The sequence below is a fragment of the Halomonas sp. AOP43-D1-4 genome (genome assembly GCF_052446175.1).
Lineage (GTDB): Bacteria > Pseudomonadota > Gammaproteobacteria > Pseudomonadales > Halomonadaceae > Vreelandella > Vreelandella citrativorans.
The window spans coordinates 1-22,714 of record NZ_JBQSVY010000026.1; the positions used below are offsets into that span (position 1 = coordinate 1).

The following is a 22,714-nucleotide window of genomic DNA, read 5'->3' on the forward strand; positions in this document are numbered from 1 at the left end:
TAATAGAGTTCTGGATAATAGAGTTCTGGATAATAGAGCCATCACCATAGCGTTGAAACATGACAAAACCCAAACACGGAAGATACAGCGCTTGGGTTTTGTTTGGACGTTGATGCGCGCCGTGAATAGGCAGTTAAATAAATAGGTTAAATGGGAGGATAGGGCAGCGCGTTTTCTATTCCACGGGGCGCTTCAAATCCTGCGGTGGCTGCAATCCGGCGTGATACCCGCCTGTAGGCGTGCCGCTTGGTTAAAGCTTGAGCCCAGCAGATATCCACGGCGGTCATCATGCCGGGCATAAAGTGATCGTAAAGATGAAGGCAGGAGCCGCAGATGGCACAACTGCTTACGTTGATAATCGCATCACGGGGATGCTCTATTTCGGGATCGGGAACCGTATCGTAGCGCACGTCGTTTTTTCCGTGCCAGCAACGTGCTTTCGTGGTTGCTCCTCCTTACTCTTTTGCAGATAATTAGCCATCCTGCTATGTATCAGTGTTAGCCTTTATCAACATAGCTCAGACGTTAGGCAAAAAAGTTTAAGGAAAAGCAATTTTTCGAGGTTTTAGCAGCAATAAAGCGTTATTTCAGCCCTTTCGCTCAATATCGACATCGCTTGCCTGAGTAAAATCTCCCAGCGCCATCATATGGCCAAGCTTGCCCGCCTTGGTGGCAAGGTACTGTTCATTGTGCGGATTTAAACCGGTGGTGATGGGTAGCCGTTCGACCACATTAACGCCATCCCGGGTCAGCGCATCAACTTTACGGGGATTGTTGGTCATCAGCTTAAGCGCGGTAACGCCTAGATGATTGAGCATTGGCACGCATAGGTCATAACGGCGCATATCGGCGCCAAACCCGAGCTGTTCGTTGGCTTCTACCGTATCCGCCCCTTGGTCTTGCAGGTGATAGGCGCGAATCTTGTTTAGAAGCCCGATGCCGCGGCCTTCCTGGCGCAGGTAAAGCAGTACGCCGCGGCCCTCTTCCGCAATACGCTTAAGCGCTTCCTGCAGTTGATAGCCACAGTCGCAACGCATGGAGAACAGCGCATCGCCGGTCAGGCATTCGGAATGAACACGCCCCAGTACCGGCGCGTCACCCGTGAGGTCGCCCAGCGTCAGGGCGATATGATCCTTACCGGTCGCGTTGTCTTCGAAACCGTGCATGGTGAACGTGGCCCAGGGAGTGGGCAGTCGGGAAGCAGCAATGAAGCGAATGGTCACAGGTTACCTCGCAGATTAACCAAACCAGTTAACCACAACAGTATGGGCAAAGTGGGCGGGTAGTTTATCAGGAAGCGAGCCATGCCTCACGGCTGTTACTCGCTAAAATTAAAGCAGAGAAGAGTGAGCGTGGTTCACCCTGTTCTAGCATATACATTTACCGTGCGTGGATTAAGATAATGCAACGCCCTCATGCACGCAGGTTTTACGACGTAAAACCCTATAGGGTTGCAATAATGCAACAACGCGGGTGCTTCACAAGCTCGCTTAATTAACAGTCAGACCATTTACCCGCAGCGTGATAACCGCTGAGACAACCGAATTTTCACCATCTGACGGAACATTATGCTGCTACTTATACTTATCACAGCGCCTTTTATCGCCAGTATGATGGCCGCATTAATGCCCGCCAATGCCCGTAATCGGGAAGCATGGCTGGCGGGCGGCGTAACGCTTTTGGGGCTGCTGATTACCGGTTTTCTCTATACCCAGGTAGGCGCCGGGGAGATTGTTCGGAGTGAATTTGGCTGGCTTCCCAGTGCCGGTCTAAACGTCGTATTACGTATGGATGGCCTGGCCTGGTTATTTGCCATGCTCATTCAGGGCATCGGCCTACTGGTCATTATTTATGCCCGCTACTACATGTCGCCTGCTGATCCCGTGCCTCGCTTTTTTTCGTTTCTGCTCGCGTTTATGGGTTCAATGCTGGGGGTGGTGTTATCAGGCAACCTCATACAGCTGGTGCTGTTCTGGGAGTTAACCAGCATTACCTCGTTTTTGTTGATTGGCTATTGGCATCATCGCGCCGACGCCCGCCGCGGCGCACGCATGGCGTTCACCGTGACAGCAACCGGGGGGCTTTGTCTGCTGGTCGGTGTCTTGATGCTTGGCCATATGGTAGGCAGCTACTCGCTTGATGTTGTGTTGGCCTCGGGTGATCTCATCCGTAATCACGCGCTTTATCGCCCCATGCTGGTATTGGTCGCGTTAGGGGCGCTGACCAAAAGCGCGCAGTTCCCTTTTCACTTTTGGTTGCCGCATGCTATGGCAGCGCCGACACCGGTATCGGCGTTTTTGCACTCCGCCACCATGGTCAAGGCGGGCCTTTTTTTGCTCATGCGGCTTTGGCCGTCGCTGTCGGGAACGCCCGAGTGGAGCTGGATCATCATGGGGGCGGGGGTATGCACCATGTTGATTGGTGCCTTCACCGCTATTTTCCAGCACGATTTAAAAGGCCTGCTGGCCTACTCAACCATCAGCCACCTGGGATTGATTACGGTACTGCTGGGCATTGGCACCCCTTTGGCCCTGGTGGCCGCGATTTTCCATACCGTTAACCATGCCACGTTTAAAGCCTCGCTTTTCATGGCCGCAGGCATTATTGACCATGAGACGGGGACCCGGGATATGCGCCACCTGCGCGGCCTTTATAAAGCGCTACCCTATACGTCCACGCTGGCGATTGTCGCCAGTGCGGCGATGGCCGGCGTCCCGTTTCTTAACGGGTTTATTTCCAAGGAGATGTTCTTTGCCGAAGCGCTGAGCGTTGGCTCCGCGCAAAACTGGGGGATGTCCATTGCGGCCGTGTTGATGGGGGTCTTTGGCGTTACGTATTCGCTTCGCTTTACCTACGTTTTTTTCGGCAAGCTGCCCGATGACTTGCCTCGCCAACCGCATGAGCCACCGCGCTGGATGCGCTTCCCTGTCGAGTTTTTGGTGCTTTGCTGCCTAGTGGTGGGCATTATTCCAGGCCTGAGTATTGGCCCCTTCCTGCACGCTGCCGTCACCTCCGTATTAGGCGAGGCAACGCCCTACTACAGCCTCGCCGTTTGGCACGGCTTCAATCTGCCCTTGGCAATGAGTTTCGTCGCGTTAATCGGCGGTGTGGCGTTCTATATTTGGCTACGTGTCCGCTATGGGCTAATCCAAGCCACCCATGTTCCGTTGTTGGGACGCTTTAACGGCAAGCAAGCCTACGAAAACACCATGCTGCGGATCTCATCCATCGCCTCTTTGCTGGAAAAAATACTCAGCACACGGCGCCTACAGCCTCAGCTCTTGCTTATGGTGGTAATGCTCCTGGCGGCGCCCATTTTGCTGATACGCCCCATCTCGCTGCTTGCTCTGCCTGCCAATGGGGAATTTTCCTGGCTCTTTGCCGGGCTATGGCTGATGGGGGCGATTTGCGCCGTCGCGGCGGCCTGGCAGGCAAAATATCATCGCTTGGCAGCGCTTAGCCTGGTAGGCGGCGTAGGCATTATTACCAGTCTGTCGTTTTTGTGGCTATCGGCGCCCGACCTGGCCCTTACCCAACTAATGGTGGAAACCATTACCACGGTGCTGATCCTGTTGGGTCTACGCTGGCTTCCCCCGCGTATCACGCCGCGGGAATTGAACATTACCACCACCCACCGCGCACTATTTCGTCGCTCACGCGATATCGTCATTGCGGTGTGTGCGGGGCTGGCAATGGCGTTGGTCAGCTATACGGCACTGCTACGCACACCTTCTGAAGGCGGTATTTCTGACTTTTTCCTTACCCATGCCTTAAGTGAAGGCGGGGGCAGTAACGTGGTCAATGTACTACTGGTCGATTTCCGTAATTTCGATACGTTGGGCGAAATTGCGGTGCTGGCCATTGTGGCCTTGACCGTTTACGCACTGCTGCGGCGCTTTCGCCCCGCGCCTGAAAGCCTGCCCATTCCCGCTCAGCAGACCAACAGCGTTGATCCGGCGGCAGGGCAAACACCTATCCAGCAAGTGGCAACAGGCTATCTCAGGATCCCCAGCGTTTATTTACGCTTGCTGCTGCCCGTGATGGGCGTCATCGCGGCCTACTTCTTTATTCGGGGCCATAACCTGCCCGGCGGCGGTTTCGTTGCCGGTTTGATCTTTGCGGTTGCGATTATTGTTCAATACATGCTGGCCGGTACGCAGTGGGTTGAAACGCATCTACGCCTACGCCCTCACCGCTGGATTGCATTTGGCCTACTGACGGCCTGCGCAACGGGCCTGGGCGCGTGGCTGCTGGGCTATCCTTTCCTGACCACCCACACCGCACACTTCACGCTTCCTGTGCTTGGCGAGGTGCACCTGCCGAGTGCATTCCTGTTTGATTTAGGTGTCTTTGGCGTGGTCGTTGGCTCCTCGATACTGATGCTTGTGGCGCTGGCACACCAATCTGTACGCAGCCACCGCTTACCCGCTACCACGGCGCCAGCGCCCCTCAACCCTCAACAGGAGACCCGCTAATGGAAGCTGTTATGGCCATGGCAATGGGCATCATGTTTGGCTCCGGGGTGTGGCTGCTGCTGCGTCCACGCACCTTTCAGGTCATTACGGGCTTATTGCTTATTTCGTATGCCGTTAATCTGTTCATCTTCATCATGGGGCGTCTCTCCATCAATCAGCCCCCCTTAACGCTTGCCGAGGGCACTATTGACCCCGCTTTGTATGCCGACCCGATGCCCCAGGCGCTGGTCTTAACGGCTATCGTGATCGGCTTTGCCACCACAGCCCTTTATCTGGTGGTGATGATTGGTGCTCGCGGCCTTACCGGCACCGACCACGTTGATGGCAAGGAGCCCCATTGATGAGTCTTCCTTGGCTGCACCATTTAATGTTGGCACCTGTTTTACTGCCCTTGATATTCGGGGCAGGGCTGATCCTGGTGAATGAACGTCATCACCAAAAAAAGTTTTTTATTAACCTGGCCAGCACGCTGGCGATGCTGGCGACCTCTGTCGCACTGCTTTTGCTGGCGGACCACGAATACTGGCCCGATGGCATTGGCCTCTACCTCTCTGCTAACTGGACAGCCCCCTTTGGCATTGTCTTGTTGGTTGACCGGCTAACGGCGGTGATGCTGCTGCTTGCGTCAATATTGGCGAGCGCTTCTCTGATCTTTGCCATGATCCGCTGGAGCCGCATTGGTGTGCACTTTCACTCGTTATTCCAGTTTTTGTTAATGGGCATTAACGGGGCCTTTCTTACCAATGACCTGTTCAATCTGTTTGTGTTCTTCGAGGTCATGTTGGCGGCCTCGTATGGCTTGATACTGCATGGCTATAACAGCATGCGTATAAGAGCAGGCATGCAGTACATTGTGGTGAATTTGTTAGCGTCGTTTTTCTTCCTGATTGGCGTGGCCCTGATTTACGCGACGACCGGCACGCTAAACATGACTGACCTGGCGATGCGCTTGAGCATGCTATCGCCGGAAGACCTCATGTTGTTAAAAATTGGCGTGGTTATTCTGGCGTTAGCCTTTCTCACCAAAAGCGCCATGTGGCCACTGGGGTTCTGGCTGCCCACGACGTACTCGGCGGCCTCGCCGCCGGTGGCTGCCATGATGGTACTGATGACCAAAGTTGGCGTGTACGTGCTGATTCGGTTGTGGTTACTGCTGTTCTCGGAAGGTCCTGCCGCCGGTTTCGGCTTTGACCTACTGCTCTGGGGAGGCCTTGTCACGCTTGCTTTCGGCACCATCGGGATCCTTGCAAGCCAGGAACCTGGCCGTATGGCAGGCTACGCGGCGGTCATCTCATCAGGCACGCTGCTGGCCGCCGTCGGTTACGGCCAACCGGCGCTTATCAACGTGGCGCTGTTTTACTTGATCAGCTCGACACTGGCGGTTGCCGCGTTTTTGCTGCTGATAGAGTTAATTGAGCGTATCCGCACACCGGGAGCAGCGATGCTGGCATTAACCATGGAGGCTTTCGCGGTTGAGGATACGCCCGAGGAGCCTGTCGGCAAGGCGATTCCAGGCGCGCTGGCCTTTTTGGGGCTGGCCTTCGCCTGCTGCGCCCTGATTATTACCGGGTTGCCGCCGCTGTCAGGGTTTATCGCCAAATTCAGTCTTTTTCATAGGCTGTTGAATCCTACCGACATGCTGATCGAGAGAGGGATAGTCACTTGGGTCGTCATTGCGCTGGTCGTGCTTTCCGGGTTGGCAGGTATTATTTCGTTAATGCGTTTTGGGGTACGGACCTTCTGGGCCGTCCAGAACCCGGTCGCGCCCCACTTGCAGCGCTCCGAAGTCATGCCTGTCATCACACTGCTACTGGCCTGCCTGCTGCTCACCGTTCAAGCAGGCCCGACGATGGCGTATCTGGAGCGCAGCACAGAAGCACTCAACCAGCCTGATGTCTATTTGAACCGTTTAGGGTCAACCGCAACGGTGGGCGGTACGTTTGGGGAGTCGGCCCAATGACGCTGCGCTGGCTTCCCTCTCCTGCCTTGTCGGGCGCGCTGTTAATCATGTGGCTATTGCTGAATCAAAGCATTGCGCCTGCTCAGATGTTACTGGGCAGTGTCCTGGCCATTGCCGCACCGCTGCTCGCCAGGCCACTGCGCCCACTCGCCCCGGCACCACTGCGTAAACCGCTGGTGCTGGCACGCCTGCTGTTTATGTCGATGATAGAAATCGTGCGCTCTTGCTTTAACGTCAGCCGCATCATCTTGTTCAATGCCAAGGGTGTGAAATCACAGTTCGTCCGAGTGCCACTGGATCTTAAAGACCCGTACGGCCTAGCGTTGCTTTCGTGCCTGATCAACTCAACCCCCGGCACCGTGTGGGTAGAACAGCTGCCAGACTCCAATGACTTGGCGCTGCATGTGTTTGACCTTCACGATGAGCAGTGGTGGATCGACACGATTAAAACGCGCTACGAACAGCCATTAATCGAGATCTTTGAACATGAATAAAAGGCGTTCTGTATGACTACGCTGCTCTCTCTGGCAATTAATATCACGCTACTTAGCGTCTTGTTAGCCATGCTGCTGTGTACGGTGCGCTTATTGCGTGGGCCAACCGCACAAGACCGTGTACTGGCACTCGATACACTATGGATGTGTGCCATGCTGTTTGCCCTGGCGCTGGGCATCCGGTTTGGCAGCGTGATCTATTTTGAGGCCGCGATGCTGATTGCCCTGACGGGCTTTGTATCAACCATCGCGCTTACCAAATTCCTTATGCGTGGCGAGGTAATTGAATGAACCCACAGCTGGAGTCACTGCCGCTATGGGCCAGCCTGCCCATTACCCTGTTATTGCTACTTGGAAGCGCGATTGTACTGATCGGTGCATTGGGCCTTGTTAGGCTGCCACACTTCTTCCAGCGCATTCACGGCCCCGCCATTACGATCACGCTAGGCACCGGCTCCATTCTGATTGCCTCCATGATCTACTTCTCGGCGCTACAGTCACGACTGGTCATTCATGAGCTATTGATCACTGCCTTTGTGATGCTCACTGCACCGGTGGTGGCCATGCTGCTGATGCGCACCGCTGTTTATCGTGACCTGCGTGCTCGTGACCGCCGCCCAACCGTTAGTGCGAACGAGAACAAGAGCAAGACAACGACCGAGGTTTATCCCTTTTCTGCGAAGGAAGAGCCGTAGCTTCGTGCCATGCCGGCCTCTGCGTGGCGGATAGGTTTGGGCACGTTTTACACGTCGGCATGCCGCTTACTGGGGCGTTCTCAAGTACACTCTCACCTCTGCCTTAAGGTTTAGAGACCCGAGCCAAGCGCCTTTTTAATCATGTTTCAAGTAAAGTACCAGCACTGGTTTGTATACCCTTTAAAATACACTACAGGTAAATTTCCCAAGGGCACGTGTTTATGACTTCCACACCGTTGCAAAATGATCGTTTTCTCCGCGCCCTGGCGCGCCAGCCCGTTGACCGCACGCCGGTATGGATGATGCGTCAGGCAGGCCGCTATCTGCCTGAGTATCGTGAGCGCCGCGCCGATGCGGGCAGTTTTATGGACCTGTGCCGCAACCAGGACCTGGCCTGCGAAGTAACGCTCCAGCCGCTGGAGCGTTACCCGCTGGATGCGGCGATTCTGTTTTCAGATATTTTGACGATCCCCGATGCCATGGGTCTGGGGCTCTATTTTGAAACCGGTGAAGGCCCCAAGTTTCGCAAAACCGTGCGCACTCCAGAAGAAGTAGCCGCGCTAAGCGTGCCCAACGCCGAGCGCGACCTGGACTACGTCATGCGTGCGGTATCGACCATTCGCCGTGAACTGAACGGGCGTATGCCGCTGATCGGCTTCTCGGGCAGCCCCTGGACGCTGGCAACCTACATGGTGGAGGGCGGTTCCAGCAAAGACTTCCGTCACCTGAAAACCATGCTTTACGATACGCCAGACACCATGCACCAACTGCTGGATACCCTGGCCCAGTCGGTGACCGATTACCTGAACGCACAGATTCGCGCAGGCGCCCAAGCGGTGCAGATCTTCGACACCTGGGGTGGGGCGCTGTCTACTCCGGCGTACCTGGAGTTCTCGCTGCGCTATATGGAGCAGATTGTTTCCGGGCTGATCCGCGAGCACGACGGACGCCGCGTACCGGTAATTCTATTCACCAAAAACGGCGGCCAGTGGCTTGAAGACATCGCCTGCGCTGGTGCTGATGCACTGGGTATCGACTGGTCGACCGAGCTCTCCAGCGCCCGCGCCCGTGTGGGCCACAAGGTTGCGCTTCAGGGCAACCTCGACCCTAACGTGCTGTTTGCACGCCCGTCGGCGATTCGTGCCGAAGTCGCCCGCGTGCTGGAAAGCTACGGTCACGGTCCGGGGCATGTTTTCAACCTGGGCCACGGCATCAGCCAGTTTACCAACCCGGATAACGTCACTGCCTTTATGGAAGCGCTGCACGAGCTAAGCCCGCAATATCACCAAGGCATTCCGGCCCACTCCGACACCCCTTCCTCAGGAGCCAATTGATGAGCGAATTACGCGACGACCAGTGGTTCACCGAAGTGTTTGATAGCCACGGCAGCGCCTTCTCGCTGAAGATCTCTGAAAAGCTGTTGGATGTGCAGAGTGAGTACCAGCACCTGGAAGTGTACGCCACCGAGACCTACGGCAACCTAATGGTGCTGGACGGCTGCGTGATGCTCACCGACCGTGACAACTTCCTGTATCACGAAATGATCGCCCACCCGGCGCTGTTTACTCACCCGGCGCCCAAGCGCGTGGTGATTATCGGCGGCGGCGACTGCGGCACACTGAAAGAAGTGCTGCGCCACCCGGGCGTTGAAAAAGTCACCCAGATCGATATCGATGAAGAAGTCACCAAGGCCGCAGAGCGTTTCTTCCCGGCACTGGTGGAAGCCAACGACGACCCACGCGCCGAGCTGCTGTTCGCCGACGGTGTGAAGTGGGTAGATGACGCTGCCGATGAAAGCATCGACGTGCTGATTATCGACTCTACCGACCCGGTCGGCCCCGCCGAAGGGTTGTTCAAGACTGACTTCCTTAAGCGCTGCCACCGCATTCTGAAAGCCGATGGCGTGATGGTGCAGCAGAGCGAATCTCCGCTTTATCACAGTGGCTCGATTATTCGTGAGCTGCGTCATGACATGCGCGAAGCGGGCTTTGCCAGCGTCGCCACACTGCCCTTCCCCCAGCCGGTTTATCCTTCCGGCTGGTGGAGTGTGACGCTTGCCGGTAAAGGCACCAACGTGGAAACCTTCCGCGAAGAGGCTGCCGCTAGCCACAAAATGCCGCTACAGTACTACACAGTGGATGCCCACCGGGGCGCCCTGGCGCTGCCACCGTTCATGCGTAAAGCGTTCGGCTAACGTTTATTTGAATAGCACGCCAGTAAGCGATGAGGCCGGGCACTGCTCGGCCTTTTTTGTGTCACCACGTTAAGGAACCAACAATGAAAACCCTTAAATGGATAAGCATTGGCGCGTGCGCCCTGGCCCCGACGGTTGCCTTGGGCACCACGTTAGAAACCGTTCAATCCCGCGATAGCGTACGCTGCGGGGTGAACGCCGCCCAGCCCGGTTTCTCCTCACTGGACGATAACGATACGTATCGCGGCCTGGATACCGATGTCTGCCGCGCGATTGCCGCGGCGGCATTAGGCGATGCCAGCAAGGTTGATTTCGTACCGCTCGACTCGGTGGAGCGCTTTACCGCGCTGCAATCCGGCGAAGTGGACCTGCTCTCGCGCACGACGACCTGGACCTCCAGCCGCGATACCACCCAAGGTATGCACTTTACCGGGGTGAGCTATTACGATGGCCAAGCATTCATGGTCGCCAGCGACCTGGGCGTGCAAAGTGCCGAAGACCTGGACGGCGCGGCAGTGTGCACTCAGTCAGGCACGACCAGCGAGCTGAACCTTTCCGACTATTTCCGTGTTAACGACATGCACTATGACGCAGTGGTGTTTGATTCTCCCGAACAGTCGATTGCCGGTTTTGAAGTCGGGCGCTGCGATGTCTTAAGCTCCGATGCTTCTCAGTTGTATGCCCAACGCATGCAGCTTGCCAACCCCGACATGGCGGTAGTGCTGCCCGAGATTATTTCCAAGGAACCGCTTGGCCCCGCCGTACGCCAGGGCGATGACCAGTGGTTCAATATCGTAAAATGGTCGCTGTTTGCCATGCTCAACGCTGAAGAACTGGGTGTCTCAAGCACCAATATTGATGAACACGCGGATTCCGATAATCCAGATATTGCCCGCCTGCTGGGCCAGGACGGCAGTTTTGGTGAAGGCATGGGACTCAATGACGACTGGGCTTACCAAATCGTCAAACAGGTGGGCAACTACGCCGAAATGTATGATCGCAACGTGGGCGTGGACTCTAACTTCAATATTACCCGTGGTTTAAATGCTCTGTGGCGCGATGGCGGCATTCAGTACGCCCCGCCTATCCGCTAGGGCTTACCGGTCAGCACTCTGCCAGCAACCATCGGTTGTCGCACCAAAACAGCGCATGCGGCAACCGTTTCTATTTTTTTGCACCTAAACTTTCGTAGAAGCAGAATCATTTTGCGTTGAAAAGCGCTGAATTTGGCGTTGTACCCACATTGGCATCTTCCTTGCTAGCTTTATATGTCATGCCTTCGCATGCATAACAATATTAATCGAGGAAGGGAATTACCATGTTGAACAAGAAACACTGGGTATTACTGGCCTCTGCAGGCGCCATCACACTGACAGGCGCCACTAACGCTAACGCAGCAACACTTGAAGAAACCATTGAACGTGGAGCCGTGCAGTGTGGCGTCAGCGACGGTTTGCCAGGCTTTTCGGCACCCGATGGTGATGGCAACTGGCAAGGGCTGGATGTCGATGTTTGCCGTGCGGTCGCCGCTGCCGTGCTGGGTGATGCAGATGCCGTCAATTACATCTCTCTCAATGCCGTTGAGCGTTTCACTGCGCTGCAGTCTGGCGAAGTCGATTTGCTTTCTCGTAACACGACCTGGACCACCACCCGCGATACCACGCTGGGTCTGAACTTCGCAGGCGTCAACTTCTATGACGGTATCGGCTTTATGGTTAGCCGTGACCTGGGCATCGGCGGTGCTGATGAGCTGGACGGTGCGGCGATCTGTATCCAAACGGGCACCACCACCGAACTTAACGTGGCCGATTACTTCCGCGCCAACGATATGGAATTTGATCCTATCGTGTTTGATACCTCAGAGCAGACCGTGGGCGGCTTCCAGGCTGGCCGCTGTGACGTTCTAACCTCGGATACTTCTCAGTTGGCGGCGCTGCGCATTCAGTTAGATGATCCGGATGGCGCCGTCATTCTGCCCGATATCATTTCCAAGGAGCCGCTGGGCCCGGTAGTTCGCCAGGGCGATGACACCTGGTTCAACATCGTGAAATGGTCACTGTTTGCCATGCTCAATGCTGAAGAGTACGGCGTGACCAGTGAAAACGTAGAGGAAATGACCAGCTCCGAAAACCCCGACATCGCCCGCCTGCTTGGCCAGGACGGTAACTACGGTGAAGGCATGGGGCTTGACGCTGACTGGGCTTACAACATTATTAGCCAGGTCGGTAACTACGCCGAAAGCTTTGAGCGCAACGTTGGCATGGACTCACCGCTTGAGATTGAACGCGGTGCCAACGCGTTATGGAACCAGGGTGGTTTCCAGTACGCTCCGCCGATTCGCTAAGCGTCTCGCTTGACCCGGCCCGTCGCGCTTAGCAGATAAGTGCCGACGGGCCATTTGATTGACCTTCCGTGTAGCGGAGACGCCACCCATGTCCATAAGACCCAACACTCGCCCCGCTGGCCACAAGCCACCGTTTTGGCGAGACCGTGCCAAACGCGCACTTGTTTTTCAGCTGCTTTTAACGGCAGCCGTTGTCGTGTTTTTGCTGTATATCGTCGGCAATACTCAGGACAACCTATCCGCCCGGGGTATCACCACCGGTTTTGGCTTTTTAAATAACACCGCAGGCTTTGGTATCGTACAAAGTCTGATCGACTACTCCTCTCAGGATACCTACGGCCGCACCTTTTTGGTGGGCTTACTCAATACGCTATTGGTCGGCGCCTTGGGTGTGGTGGCTGCGACGCTGATTGGCTTTATTGTCGGCATTGCTCGCCTGTCGCCCAACTGGCTACTGGCACGCCTGGCCACCGCCTATATCGAAACTTTCCGCAATATCCCGTTACTGCTACAGATTTTTTTCTGGTACTTCGCCGTGCTGCGCACGCTACCCAGTGCAAGGGACAGCCTCTCGTTTGGCGAGGTTATTTTTCTTAACGTGCGTGGTCTGTATCTGCCTGAGCCGCTTTTTGAGTCAGGCTTTGGGATGATTCCAGCGACCTTTATCGTCGCGATTATCGCCAGCATTGCGCTGTGTGTGTGGAACAAGCGCCGCCAAGAGGCAACCGGTCAACGCATCCCTGCCGGGTGGATATCGCTTGCGCTGATTCTGGGGCTGCCACTGCTGATTACGGTCGCCACCGGCGTACCGATCACCTGGGATATTCCGGAACTGCGCGGCTTTAACTTCCGCGGTGGCTTTACCGTGATTCCGGAATTTCTGGCGCTGTGGCTGGCGCTTTCTATCTATACCGCTGCGTTCATTGCTGAAATTGTCCGCTCGGGCATCCAGGCCATTTCCCACGGCCAGACCGAAGCCGCCCAAGCCCTGAGCCTGCCGCGTAACCTGGTGTTGCGCTTGGTGGTCATTCCGCAGGCGCTGAGGGTCATTATTCCGCCCCTTACCAGCCAGTACCTGAACCTGATCAAGAACTCCTCGCTTGCCACGGCCATCGGCTATCCCGACCTGGTATCCGTGTTTGCGGGCACCACGCTGAATCAGACGGGGCAGGCCATTGAGGTGATCGCCATGACCATGGCGGTGTACCTGACGATCAGCCTGCTGGTTTCCATGTTCATGAACTGGTTCAACGCCCGCGTAGCGTTGGTTGAGCGCTAGGCGCCGGTGAGGATAGCTTTATGATTCATAACCAAACAATGATTGACCAGCGGCCTGCCCCCAGCAATACCCTGGGGCCCGTAGCCTGGCTGCGCACCAACCTGTTCAGCAGCCCACTCAATACGCTATTTACGCTGGTGGGGCTGTACGTTCTGTACCTGCTTTTGGTGCCGACCATTCAGTGGGCGTTCATCAACGCCGACTGGGTAGGCACCACCCGGGATGACTGTTCGCGAGAGGGCGCCTGCTGGGTGTTCGTTAATGCGCGCTTTACGCAGTTTATCTACGGACTTTATCCGCGAGAGGAAATCTGGCGAGCCAATATTGTGTTTGGCGGCTTTTTTACCCTGATCGCCTGGCTTGCCATTCCGCGCCTGCCGCTCAAGCGCTGGGTGGCCGTGTTTGCCTTGGTAGGCTTTCCCATCGCGGCCTACGTACTGCTTCACGGCGGCTACTTTGACCTGCCACGCGTACCTACCCACCGCTGGGGCGGTTTGATGCTGACCCTACTCCTAGCGTCGGTGGGCATGATAGGGGCTCTCCCCATTGGCATCGTGCTGGCTCTGGGGCGGCGCTCTAACATGCCCATCGTGAAGAGCTTCTGCGTCATCTTCATCGAGTTCTGGCGTGGCGTGCCGCTGATTACCGTGCTGTTCATGGCCTCGGTAATGCTGCCGCTGTTTCTGCCCTCTGGTATTAGCGTTGACCGCTTGGTACGGGCGCTGATTGGCCTAACGCTGTTTCAAAGTGCCTACATGGCCGAGGTCATTCGTGGCGGTCTTCAGGCGATCCCCAAGGGCCAGGAGGAGGCCGCCGCGGCACTGGGCATGACCTACTGGAAGCGCATGGGCCTGATCGTTTTACCCCAAGCGCTGAAGATGATGATTCCAGGCATCGTGAATACGTTTATCTCGCTATTTAAAGACACCACGCTGGTCATGATCATTGGGCTGTTTGACCTGCTGGGGATCGTGCAGGCGGCGCTTTCCGACTCCAACTGGCTGGGCTTTTCGCTGGAAGGCTACGTGTTTGCCGCGTTTGTGTTCTGGATTTTCTGTTTCAGCATGTCGCGCTATAGCCAGTATCTGGAACGCAAGTTGAACACCGGCCACAAGCGCTAACGCCGCTTTTTCAAGAATTTGAGCAGGATTTAATCATGACACAAGCAGCCACCAACCTCTCTGGCAACAGCATGTCTAACAGTACGTCGGACCTGATGGTCGAAATGCGCGGCGTTAACAAGTGGTATGGCGACTTTCACGTACTGCGCGATATTGATTTCGAAGTAAAACGCGGCGAGCGGATCGTTATCTGTGGCCCGTCCGGTTCGGGTAAATCAACGCTGATTCGCTGCATTAATCACCTGGAAGAGCACCAGCAGGGCGATATCGTGGTTGGCGGGGTGCCGCTGACCCAAGACGTAAAACGTATTGAGCAGATACGCCGCAGCGTGGGTATGGTGTTTCAGCACTTCAACCTGTTCCCCCACCTCACGGTGCTGGAGAACTGCTGCATCGCCCCCATGTGGATGCAGAAGAAGCCGCGCCGAGAAGCCGAAGAGCAGGCCATGCGCTACCTGGAGCGCGTTCGCATCGCCGAGCAGGCCCAAAAGTATCCCGGCCAACTCTCCGGCGGCCAGCAACAGCGCGTGGCGATTGCCCGCTCGCTGTGCATGCACCCGGATGTGATGCTATTTGATGAGCCTACCTCAGCACTCGACCCGGAGATGATCAAAGAGGTACTGGACGTCATGGTCGAGCTTGCCGAGGAAGGCATGACCATGCTGTGTGTCACCCACGAGATGGGCTTTGCCAAAACCGTCGCCGACCGAGTGATTTTCATGGACCAAGGGCAGATCATTGAAGAAAACGCGCCCGAACCATTCTTCAACAACCCTCAGTCCGAGCGCACCCAGCTGTTCTTAAGCCAGATTCTGGGGCACTAAGGCATACGGAGGAGGCGCGATCTAAGGCGCGCCCACTTGGGTAATGCTGGCCGGTAACAGGGCGGGCTGCTCACGGTGTTGGGTGAGTGGCCTGTCTTGCAAGGCGGTCAGCAGTATTTGCAGCGGGTCGCCGTGACTAACGACCAGGATGGTTTCCCCCTCGCACTGCTGCTCCCACTCCTCTATCACCGTCATCATGCGCGCAGCCACCGTGCTCACCGCCTCTACCTGGTGCGTAGTGTGGTCGGCATTCTGGGCATCCAGCGCCCACACATCCGGATAACGCTCGTCCGAGCCGCCCTCCCACTCACCGAAGGAGCGCTCTCTAAGGCGCTTGTCGGGCGTCATCGTAAGCTTAAAGGCCTCGGCCACGCGGGCAGCCGTTTGGGTGGTGCGCAAAAAATCAGAATGCACCACCTGCGTTGGCACCGGCCAGGCCCATGCATGCACCGCGCTCGCCAGTTGCTGCTCGCCGATAGTGGAGAGTCCAAACGCTTCAACACCCCGCCCGGGACTACTGATAATCAACGCTTGCTGGTTTGCCTGGCTATGACCATGACGCATCAACAGGTAACGATTACGCCAATGGTAGGAGGCGGCAAGAAAAGTGTTTGACATAACTTTGTAACAAACCCTAGATTGAGAGTGTCGATTTTCGAAAAATAAATATTTTGATGGCTAAATGTACATTTTCGAAACACTTGACGCCTTTTGATCATGGCACAAAGTATATAAAAGAACATCATTAGCCTGCTGAGCAACTTCAAGAACACAAGAATAATTCATGAATGAGGCCCCTTATGACTTCCATGACGTTTTGCAAGCGTCCGCTTGCCCTACTGACCACAACTACGCTCTTGGCACTGCTTTCCAGTCATGCCTACGCCGAATGCGAACGCGGCGACCTTGATGCGCTTTACTGTGACGAAAACTCCGATATGGTCGCGGACCGTCCCGCCGATGAGGCGCAATGGCTAAATCCCGACACGCTTATCTTTGCCTATACCCCGGTGGAAGATCCAGCCATCTATTCCGATATATGGCAGCCCTTTATCGACCACCTGTCAGAGGTGACCGGCCGCGATGTGCGCTTCTTCGCCGTTCAATCCAACGCGGCTCAGGTGGAGGCAATGCGCAGCGGGCGACTGCATATTGCGGGCTTTTCTACCGGCCCCACGCCCTTTGCAGTCAACCTGGCAGGCGCAGTTCCCTTTGCATTAATGGGCTCAGATAGCGGCCAGTTTGGCTATACTCTACAGCTTTTTACCCACGCAGACTCCGACATCCATGAACTGGAAGACCTGAAAGGTAAACGGGTTGCCCATACATCACCCACTTCCAATTCAGGCAATCTGGCGCCTCGGGCACTACTGCCTGAACTGGGTATAACACCTGACGAAGATTACGAAGTGGTCTACTCTGGCAGCCACGACCAATCCATGTTGGGCGTCGTGGCCCGCGATTACGACGCCGCCCCAGTGGCCTCGGAAGTGGTTGATCGAATGGCAGCGCGCGGGCTTTACGATACCGACGACGTCCGCCTGATTTTTGAATCCGACCGCTTCCCCACCACCTCCTATAACTACGCCTACAATCTGCACCCGGACCTGGTCGAGAAGATCGAAGAGGCCTTCTTCAGCTTCGATTTTAAAGGCACAGAGCTTGGCGAAGAGTTTGAGGGTGTCGAGAAGTTCATTCCCATCAATTACAAGGATAACTGGCAGGTAATTCGCACCATCCAGGCTGCCAATGGCGTGAGCTATACGCCTGACAATCTGGAAGAGTAAAACGTACCGCGCCCGCGTGGCGCGGTTTGTTAGCTACCGATGGAAGCGAAAACATGCTGGTAATCAAGAATCTGGTCAAACGGTATGGCCGCGACAAAGCCGTGCTGGAAGGTCTCGACCTGAAGGTTGAGGGCAATAGCGTGGTATCGATTGTGGGCGCCTCCGGCGCCGGTAAAAGCACCATGCTGCGATGTATCAATCGCCTGGTGGAGCCGACCTCCGGCTCCATTACCCTCAACGGTACCGAGCTTGTGCATCTCAGGGGCGCTGACCTGCGCCGTGCGCGTCGCAAAATCGGCATGGTGTTTCAGGGCTTCAACCTGCTGGACCGCCTGACGGTAATGGAGAACGTGCTGGCTGGGCGGCTGGGCTACGTGAATCTCTATCAGGCAATTACCCGCCGCTACCCGCAGGCGGATATTGAGCGCGCATTTATGCTGATGGAGCGTGTGGGCATTGCCCACTACGCCAACAAGCGCGCCGATGAGCTTTCCGGTGGCGAGCGCCAGCGGGTAGGCGTGGTACGGGCGCTGATGCAGGAGCCCGACGTGTTGCTGGCCGACGAACCCACCGCCTCGCTTGACCCGCGCACCTCCGAGCAGATCATGATGCTACTGCAAAGTCTTGCAAGCGAGCTTTCACTGCCGGTGCTGATCAATATCCACAACGTGGCCCAGGCCAAAACCTACACCGAGCGCATTGTGGGTTTGCGCCACGGCAAGATGATTTTTGATGGCGTGCCAAGTGATTTCAATAAAGACGCGCTGGACGCCATTTACGGCGGCATCGAAGCACCGGACGATGCGATAAGCGACGCCCCATCAGAGGAGCGCGCCCATGACCCCGCCTGAGGCTTCATCCAGCACGCCGCGCACCTGGAAGAAGCCGCCGTTCATTGCCAATCCTCTACTTCGCTACGGGCTGATCATCGTCGCGGCAGTGTATCTGGTGTGGGCATTTGGTTCGCTACCGTTCAACTGGGCGCGCATTTCTGAAGGATTGCCTCGCGCCGCGCGTATCTTCAGCGGCGGCTTTCCACCCAATCTCGAGCGCTACGAACTTCTCCTGACCGGCTTCAAGGAGAGCTTTCAGATCGCCATTCTGGCCACGCTACTGGGCGTCTTCCTGTCGATCCCTTTTGCCGTGATGGCGGCGCGCAATATTGCGCCCATGCCGATCTACCTGATTGGCCGTGCAGTCATCATTATCTCACGTAGCTTTCATCCGGTGATCGTGGCGATTCTGTTCGTTGCCGCCGTGGGGTTTGGCCCGCTGGCGGGCATCTTGACGCTCACGCTCTACTCCATCGGCTTTGTCGGCAAGCTTCTGGCCGAGGAGATCGAGGAGATCGACTGGGGCCAAGTAGAGGCCATGCGCGCCGCTGGCGCCGGGTATCTGGCCACGCTCTTCTACGCCGTATTCCCGCAGATTCTACCGCGCCAGGTAGGGCTTTCCATGTACCAGCTGGACAGCAACCTGCGGGCGTCTGCCGTGGTGGGTATCGTGGGTGCCGGCGGCATTGGCGGCACGCTGATGAACGCTTTCGGGCGCTATGACTATGACTTCGCCTTTGCGATCCTGCTGGTCATCATCGCGGTCATTTTACTCAGTGAAGGTATCAGCGGCTGGGTGAGGAAAAAAATATGGTAGATCATGCACAGAAACTCGCCGACCACGTTTGGCAACGTTTTGATCGCAAGGAACGTCTTATTCGCTTTGCCGTGCTGCTCATCACTCTGATGGTGGTGGTATGGGCAGTTCGCGATATCGATATCTTCTGGCCCTGGGTGTGGGATGCGCCCAACCAGATTTCCGGGCTGGGCGCGCGCATGTGGCCCCCCAGCGCTGCCGGGCTTGGCAATATCGTAAATGCCCTAATCGAAACGGTACACATAGCCACGCTTGCCACCTTCCTGACCATTTTTCTGGCATTGCCGGTGGCCTATATTGCCGCACAGAATACTACGCCCAACCGGGCCTGCCTGTGGCTGGGGCGGTTCATTCTGGTTTCCAGCCGCTCGGTGAACACCATCATCTGGGCGCTCTTGTTCGTGGCGATCTTCGGCCCCGGCGTGCTGGCAGGCATTCTCGCCATTGTGTTTCGCTCTATCGGGTTTATCGGCAAGTTGATGGGCGAAGCAATCGAAGAAATCGATAAGCGACCGGTCGAAGCCATGGAAGCCACTGGCGCCTCCAAGGCCAAGGTAATTGTCTATGCCATCGTGCCCCAGGTGATGCCGGCGTTTTTCGCCATCGTGATCCTGCGCTGGGATATCAACATTCGCGAATCTACCGTGCTGGGACTGGTGGGCGCAGGCGGGATCGGCGTCATTCTGCAGGGTGCCATTGATACCTTTGCCTGGCCTACCGTGGCGACCATCCTGATCGCGATTATTGTGCTAGTGCTGATTGGTGAGGCAATAACCAGTCTCTTACGACGTAAAGTGCTCTAGTTTGACCGAATGCCAAACGCTTGCCATGGTTAATATATCCCTAACGGCATGGAGGACGTTGACTGATGACAACCTATATCGTGGTAGCGGATGCCGCTCGAGCACGCATTTTTACTCGTGACTTTCTTCATCTGAAGGAGAAAGAGAGCCTAGTTCATGCCGAAGGCCGCCTGCATGAGGGTGATCTGATTACAGACAGTGCAGGCGCGGATGTACATGAGTCCATGTCATCGAGTTCACGTTCGTCTGCCGAAGGGGGGACAGCGTTAAAACATGAGAACGAGCTGTTTGCCAAAGAGGTTGCTCAATGCCTTTATAACGCCCGCGTCAATAACAGTATGGAAAAACTGATTATCGTCGCACCGCCCAAATTCCTGGGCCTGCTGCGCGAAAAGCTTGATGCGCCAACCCAGAAATTGGTACTCCATACGCTGTCGAAAGATCTTAGCAAAGCGTCACTTAACGACATCCAGGAAGCCGTCAGTGACTTGCGTTAATTTTTCACCACCATGTCCTAACTATCGCCGAGCGCATAAAATATGCCGTTTCGACACTGCCCCCTGACGGACTATAAATACATTAAGGCACCGGCGGCAGCTCAATATCGTCACTGCGTTTAGCGCCTGCGGTCATTTCACGACACAGGCGCAGGAACTCACGCACGCCCGTAGTGAGGTATTTATGGCGGTGCCAGATAAAGGTGAACTGACGCTTTAGATCCAGCTCCGGCGTGGGAAGCGGTACCAGGCTTCCCCGCCGGAAGGCATCGCGTAGCGCTAGCCGCGAGACACAACCGATGCCAAGCCCCGACTCTACCGCCCGCTTAATCCCTTCCGTATGCTCCAGCTCCAGCAACGTATTAAACCGGCTGCGCCGGTGGCGTGCGGCGTGCTCTAGTGTCATGCGGGTGCCTGACCCCTCTTCACGCATGATCCAGTCTTCGCGCAGCAGTTGCTCAAGTTCGAGGTGCTCTTTTCCCGCCAGCGGGTGGCGCGGCGAGCAGAAAACACACAGCTCATCCTCAACCCAAGGCTGGCTGATGATCATTTCGTCATCGCACTGGCCTTCAATCAGGCCCAGATCCAGCGAGTGCTGGCGCACGCCCTCAATAATATGGCGCGTATTACGCACCGAAAGGCGCACCCGGCTGCCTGGGTAACGCTGCATAAAATCACTAATCAGAAGCGTGGCCAGGTAGTTGCCAATGGTTAGTGTGGCCCCCACGTCCAGCGCCCCAACGCCTTGCTGGCCACGAAGAAGCTCTTCGATCTCCTCGCCGCGATCAAGCAACGCTACCGCCTTGGGCAGCAGTTGAAAGCCCAGCGCATTTAATTTTAACCGCTTTCCCATGCGATCAAGCAGTTGGCAGTCGAACTGGCGCTCAAGCTCGGCAAGCGCCGTGCTGGTAGCCGATTGAGACATGGCCAGCGCACGTGCCGCTTGCGAGACGCTCTCGTGCTGAGCGACCGCGACAAAGACTTCCAATTGCCGGAGGGTATAGTGCATACAGGGCCTATATCGATTTTAAAGATAAGTGTTATCAATATAATTCGCTTAACAGATATATCACCTTTACTTAGAATTGATAACAACATATTTCATGATTTTTTATTCTTTTAAAGAATATAGATGCTGTGATTTCCTGCCAGCATCGCGATAGGGAGACATTGGTATGAGTAAGTTTGCTCTGGAAGAAGTTCTCAGCGTTCACCACTGGAACGATACCCTGTTTAGCTTCCGCACTACGCGCGAGCGCAGCCTGCGTTTTAAAACCGGCCAGTTTGTCATGATCGGTCTGGAAGTGAACGGCAAACCACTGATGCGTGCTTACTCCATCGCCAGCCCGAACTATGAAGATCACCTTGAGTTTTTCAGCATCAAGGTGCCCGATGGCCCGCTGACCTCACGCTTGCAGCATCTGAAAGTAGGCGATCAAATCATGGTCAGCCGTAAGCCGACCGGTACGCTGGTGTGCGACGACCTGCTGCCGGGCCGCAACCTGTATATGCTCTCGACCGGAACGGGCCTTGCACCGTTTATGAGCCTGATTCAGGACCCGGAAGTCTATGAGCGCTATGAGAAAGTCGTGCTGGTACACGGTGTGCGTGAAGTGTCTGAGCTGGCCTACGCTGATTTTATTACCAAAGAGCTGCCTGCCCACGAGTATCTGGGCGAAGATATTACCAATAAGCTGGTCTATTACCCCACGGTAACCCGTGAAGAGTTCCATACCATGGGCCGCTTAACCGACCATATCCGCAGCGGTAAAATTTTCGAGGATACCGGCCTTCCGCCGATCGACCCGCGCCAGGACCGCGCCATGATTTGTGGCAGCCCTGCGATGCTGGATGACACCAGCGCACTGCTGGATGAGCTGGGGCTAAATATCTCACCGCGCATGGGTGAACCTGGTGACTACGTGATTGAGCGTGCGTTTGTTGAGAAGTGATGGATTGGTGAGTCGTGAAGAGCGAGGTGTGAATAGTCGAACCTGATCGCTGCCCTCTCATACGTCACTCGCTGATAAAAAGCCCTGCGGAGATACTCCGCAGGGCTTTGATTCATGACTTACCCTTCACTGCTCACCCTTCACCCGCTTAAACCGCGTCTTTACCCGTTTCGCCGGTACGAATACGAATAACCTGCTCAAGCGGCATCACAAAGATTTTACCATCGCCGATTTTACCCGTGTTGGCGACCTGGGTAATCGCATCAATTACCTGCTCAACCATATCGTCATCGACAGCGACTTCCAGCTTCACTTTGGGCAGGAAATCCACCACGTACTCAGCTCCACGATAAAGCTCCGTGTGGCCCTTTTGACGACCAAACCCTTTTACTTCTGTGACAGTAATGCCCTGCACGCCGATATCGGAGAGCGATTCGCGTACGTCATCAAGCTTAAACGGCTTGATAATGGCTGAGATCAATTTCATTGAGACATCCTCTAGCTTGGTGGCCATTGTCTTGTCTATTGGGTGCGGCGAAAGCCAGCCACCTCTGGTGCTAAGCATACACCGCTACAGGCGGAGAATAAAAAGGCCTTCCTCGAAAGGAAGGCCATAAGGAGCACGCCAGCTCACTTGCT

The 22,714-nt window shown here is 55.8% G+C and carries 24 protein-coding genes; 19 read left to right on the plus strand and 5 right to left on the minus strand.

What is annotated here, in order from left to right:
• Positions 1-146: 146 nt before the first annotated feature.
• On the minus strand, positions 147-410 hold the full coding sequence (locus tag ACT3RQ_RS17250; RefSeq protein ID WP_444680967.1) for a hypothetical protein: 264 nt from the start codon (positions 408-410) through the stop codon (positions 147-149).
• 177 nt (positions 411-587) lie between these two features.
• The gene (ribA, locus tag ACT3RQ_RS17255; protein WP_087110611.1) at positions 588-1,223 is read right to left on the minus strand and encodes a GTP cyclohydrolase II; all 636 of its coding nucleotides are present in this window, start codon (positions 1,221-1,223) and stop codon (positions 588-590) included.
• 345 nt (positions 1,224-1,568) lie between these two features.
• Here ribA and ACT3RQ_RS17260 point away from each other — a divergent pair, with 345 nt between their 5' ends.
• The 13 genes from ACT3RQ_RS17260 (at position 1,569) to ACT3RQ_RS17320 (ending at position 15,386) form a co-directional block, all read left to right on the plus strand.
• Positions 1,569-4,475, plus strand: a complete 2,907-nt coding sequence (locus ACT3RQ_RS17260; protein WP_444680968.1) for a monovalent cation/H+ antiporter subunit A — start codon at positions 1,569-1,571, stop codon at positions 4,473-4,475.
• Entirely contained in the window at positions 4,475-4,816 is a 342-nt protein-coding gene (locus ACT3RQ_RS17265) for a Na+/H+ antiporter subunit C (protein ID WP_172116917.1), read from the plus strand. The genes ACT3RQ_RS17260 and ACT3RQ_RS17265 overlap by 1 nt, the downstream gene beginning before the upstream one ends.
• Positions 4,816-6,435, plus strand: a complete 1,620-nt coding sequence (locus tag ACT3RQ_RS17270; RefSeq protein WP_444680969.1) for a monovalent cation/H+ antiporter subunit D — start codon at positions 4,816-4,818, stop codon at positions 6,433-6,435. The genes ACT3RQ_RS17265 and ACT3RQ_RS17270 overlap by 1 nt, the downstream gene beginning before the upstream one ends.
• A complete protein-coding gene (locus ACT3RQ_RS17275; protein ID WP_444680970.1) occupies positions 6,432-6,929 on the plus strand; it encodes a Na+/H+ antiporter subunit E in 498 nt (165 codons plus the stop codon). The genes ACT3RQ_RS17270 and ACT3RQ_RS17275 overlap by 4 nt, the downstream gene beginning before the upstream one ends.
• Positions 6,930-6,941: 12 nt before the next feature.
• Positions 6,942-7,220 carry a K+/H+ antiporter subunit F gene (locus ACT3RQ_RS17280; RefSeq protein WP_087110601.1) on the plus strand — a complete coding sequence of 93 codons (279 nt, stop codon included), beginning with the start codon at positions 6,942-6,944 and terminating at the stop codon, positions 7,218-7,220.
• Positions 7,217-7,624: a monovalent cation/H(+) antiporter subunit G gene (mnhG, locus tag ACT3RQ_RS17285; RefSeq protein ID WP_172116914.1), complete on the plus strand. Its 408-nt coding sequence runs from the start codon at positions 7,217-7,219 to the stop codon at positions 7,622-7,624. The genes ACT3RQ_RS17280 and mnhG overlap by 4 nt, the downstream gene beginning before the upstream one ends.
• Before the next feature lie 221 nt (positions 7,625-7,845).
• Positions 7,846-8,958 carry a uroporphyrinogen decarboxylase gene (gene hemE, locus ACT3RQ_RS17290; RefSeq protein ID WP_444680971.1) on the plus strand — a complete coding sequence of 371 codons (1,113 nt, stop codon included), beginning with the start codon at positions 7,846-7,848 and terminating at the stop codon, positions 8,956-8,958.
• Entirely contained in the window at positions 8,958-9,818 is an 861-nt protein-coding gene (speE, locus tag ACT3RQ_RS17295; RefSeq protein ID WP_444680972.1) for a polyamine aminopropyltransferase, read from the plus strand. Before hemE ends, speE begins: the two co-directional genes overlap by 1 nt.
• A gap of 83 nt (positions 9,819-9,901) precedes the next feature.
• Entirely contained in the window at positions 9,902-10,912 is a 1,011-nt protein-coding gene (locus ACT3RQ_RS17300) for an amino acid ABC transporter substrate-binding protein (protein WP_444680973.1), read from the plus strand.
• A gap of 224 nt (positions 10,913-11,136) precedes the next feature.
• A complete protein-coding gene (locus ACT3RQ_RS17305) occupies positions 11,137-12,162 on the plus strand; it encodes an amino acid ABC transporter substrate-binding protein (RefSeq protein WP_193054093.1) in 1,026 nt (341 codons plus the stop codon).
• Between the two features lie 88 nt (positions 12,163-12,250).
• On the plus strand, positions 12,251-13,441 hold the full coding sequence (locus tag ACT3RQ_RS17310; protein WP_444680974.1) for an amino acid ABC transporter permease: 1,191 nt from the start codon (positions 12,251-12,253) through the stop codon (positions 13,439-13,441).
• A gap of 20 nt (positions 13,442-13,461) precedes the next feature.
• Entirely contained in the window at positions 13,462-14,562 is a 1,101-nt protein-coding gene (locus ACT3RQ_RS17315; RefSeq protein ID WP_087110580.1) for an amino acid ABC transporter permease, read from the plus strand.
• Positions 14,563-14,657: 95 nt separating this feature from the next.
• Positions 14,658-15,386 carry an amino acid ABC transporter ATP-binding protein gene (locus ACT3RQ_RS17320; protein ID WP_444680976.1) on the plus strand — a complete coding sequence of 243 codons (729 nt, stop codon included), beginning with the start codon at positions 14,658-14,660 and terminating at the stop codon, positions 15,384-15,386.
• Positions 15,387-15,407: 21 nt separating this feature from the next.
• Here ACT3RQ_RS17320 and ACT3RQ_RS17325 read toward each other — a convergent pair whose 3' ends face one another.
• Positions 15,408-16,004 (minus strand): histidine phosphatase family protein, encoded by a 597-nt coding sequence (locus ACT3RQ_RS17325; RefSeq protein ID WP_444680975.1) that lies wholly within the window; start codon positions 16,002-16,004, stop codon positions 15,408-15,410.
• 182 nt (positions 16,005-16,186) lie between these two features.
• Here ACT3RQ_RS17325 and phnD point away from each other — a divergent pair, with 182 nt between their 5' ends.
• The 5 genes from phnD (at position 16,187) to ACT3RQ_RS17350 (ending at position 20,123) form a co-directional block, all read left to right on the plus strand.
• Entirely contained in the window at positions 16,187-17,173 is a 987-nt protein-coding gene (gene phnD / locus ACT3RQ_RS17330; RefSeq protein WP_444639805.1) for a phosphate/phosphite/phosphonate ABC transporter substrate-binding protein, read from the plus strand.
• Positions 17,174-17,226: 53 nt separating this feature from the next.
• A complete protein-coding gene (phnC, locus tag ACT3RQ_RS17335) occupies positions 17,227-18,024 on the plus strand; it encodes a phosphonate ABC transporter ATP-binding protein (protein ID WP_444639804.1) in 798 nt (265 codons plus the stop codon).
• Positions 18,011-18,823, plus strand: a complete 813-nt coding sequence (phnE, locus tag ACT3RQ_RS17340; RefSeq protein WP_172116905.1) for a phosphonate ABC transporter, permease protein PhnE — start codon at positions 18,011-18,013, stop codon at positions 18,821-18,823. The genes phnC and phnE (ACT3RQ_RS17340) overlap by 14 nt, the downstream gene beginning before the upstream one ends.
• A complete protein-coding gene (gene phnE, locus ACT3RQ_RS17345) occupies positions 18,817-19,626 on the plus strand; it encodes a phosphonate ABC transporter, permease protein PhnE (protein WP_172116904.1) in 810 nt (269 codons plus the stop codon). Before phnE (ACT3RQ_RS17340) ends, phnE (ACT3RQ_RS17345) begins: the two co-directional genes overlap by 7 nt.
• 65 nt (positions 19,627-19,691) lie before the next feature.
• Positions 19,692-20,123, plus strand: a complete 432-nt coding sequence (locus tag ACT3RQ_RS17350) for a host attachment protein (RefSeq protein ID WP_444639803.1) — start codon at positions 19,692-19,694, stop codon at positions 20,121-20,123.
• Between the two features lie 82 nt (positions 20,124-20,205).
• Here the strand turns inward: ACT3RQ_RS17350 and ACT3RQ_RS17355 are convergent, their stop codons facing one another.
• The gene (locus tag ACT3RQ_RS17355; protein WP_087110560.1) at positions 20,206-21,132 is read right to left on the minus strand and encodes a LysR family transcriptional regulator; all 927 of its coding nucleotides are present in this window, start codon (positions 21,130-21,132) and stop codon (positions 20,206-20,208) included.
• Positions 21,133-21,298: 166 nt separating this feature from the next.
• Here ACT3RQ_RS17355 and ACT3RQ_RS17360 point away from each other — a divergent pair, with 166 nt between their 5' ends.
• Positions 21,299-22,075 carry a ferredoxin--NADP reductase gene (locus ACT3RQ_RS17360; RefSeq protein WP_087110558.1) on the plus strand — a complete coding sequence of 259 codons (777 nt, stop codon included), beginning with the start codon at positions 21,299-21,301 and terminating at the stop codon, positions 22,073-22,075.
• Positions 22,076-22,223: 148 nt separating this feature from the next.
• Here the strand turns inward: ACT3RQ_RS17360 and glnK are convergent, their stop codons facing one another.
• A complete protein-coding gene (gene glnK / locus ACT3RQ_RS17365) occupies positions 22,224-22,562 on the minus strand; it encodes a P-II family nitrogen regulator (protein ID WP_027337179.1) in 339 nt (112 codons plus the stop codon).
• Positions 22,563-22,714: the final 152 nt, after the last annotated feature.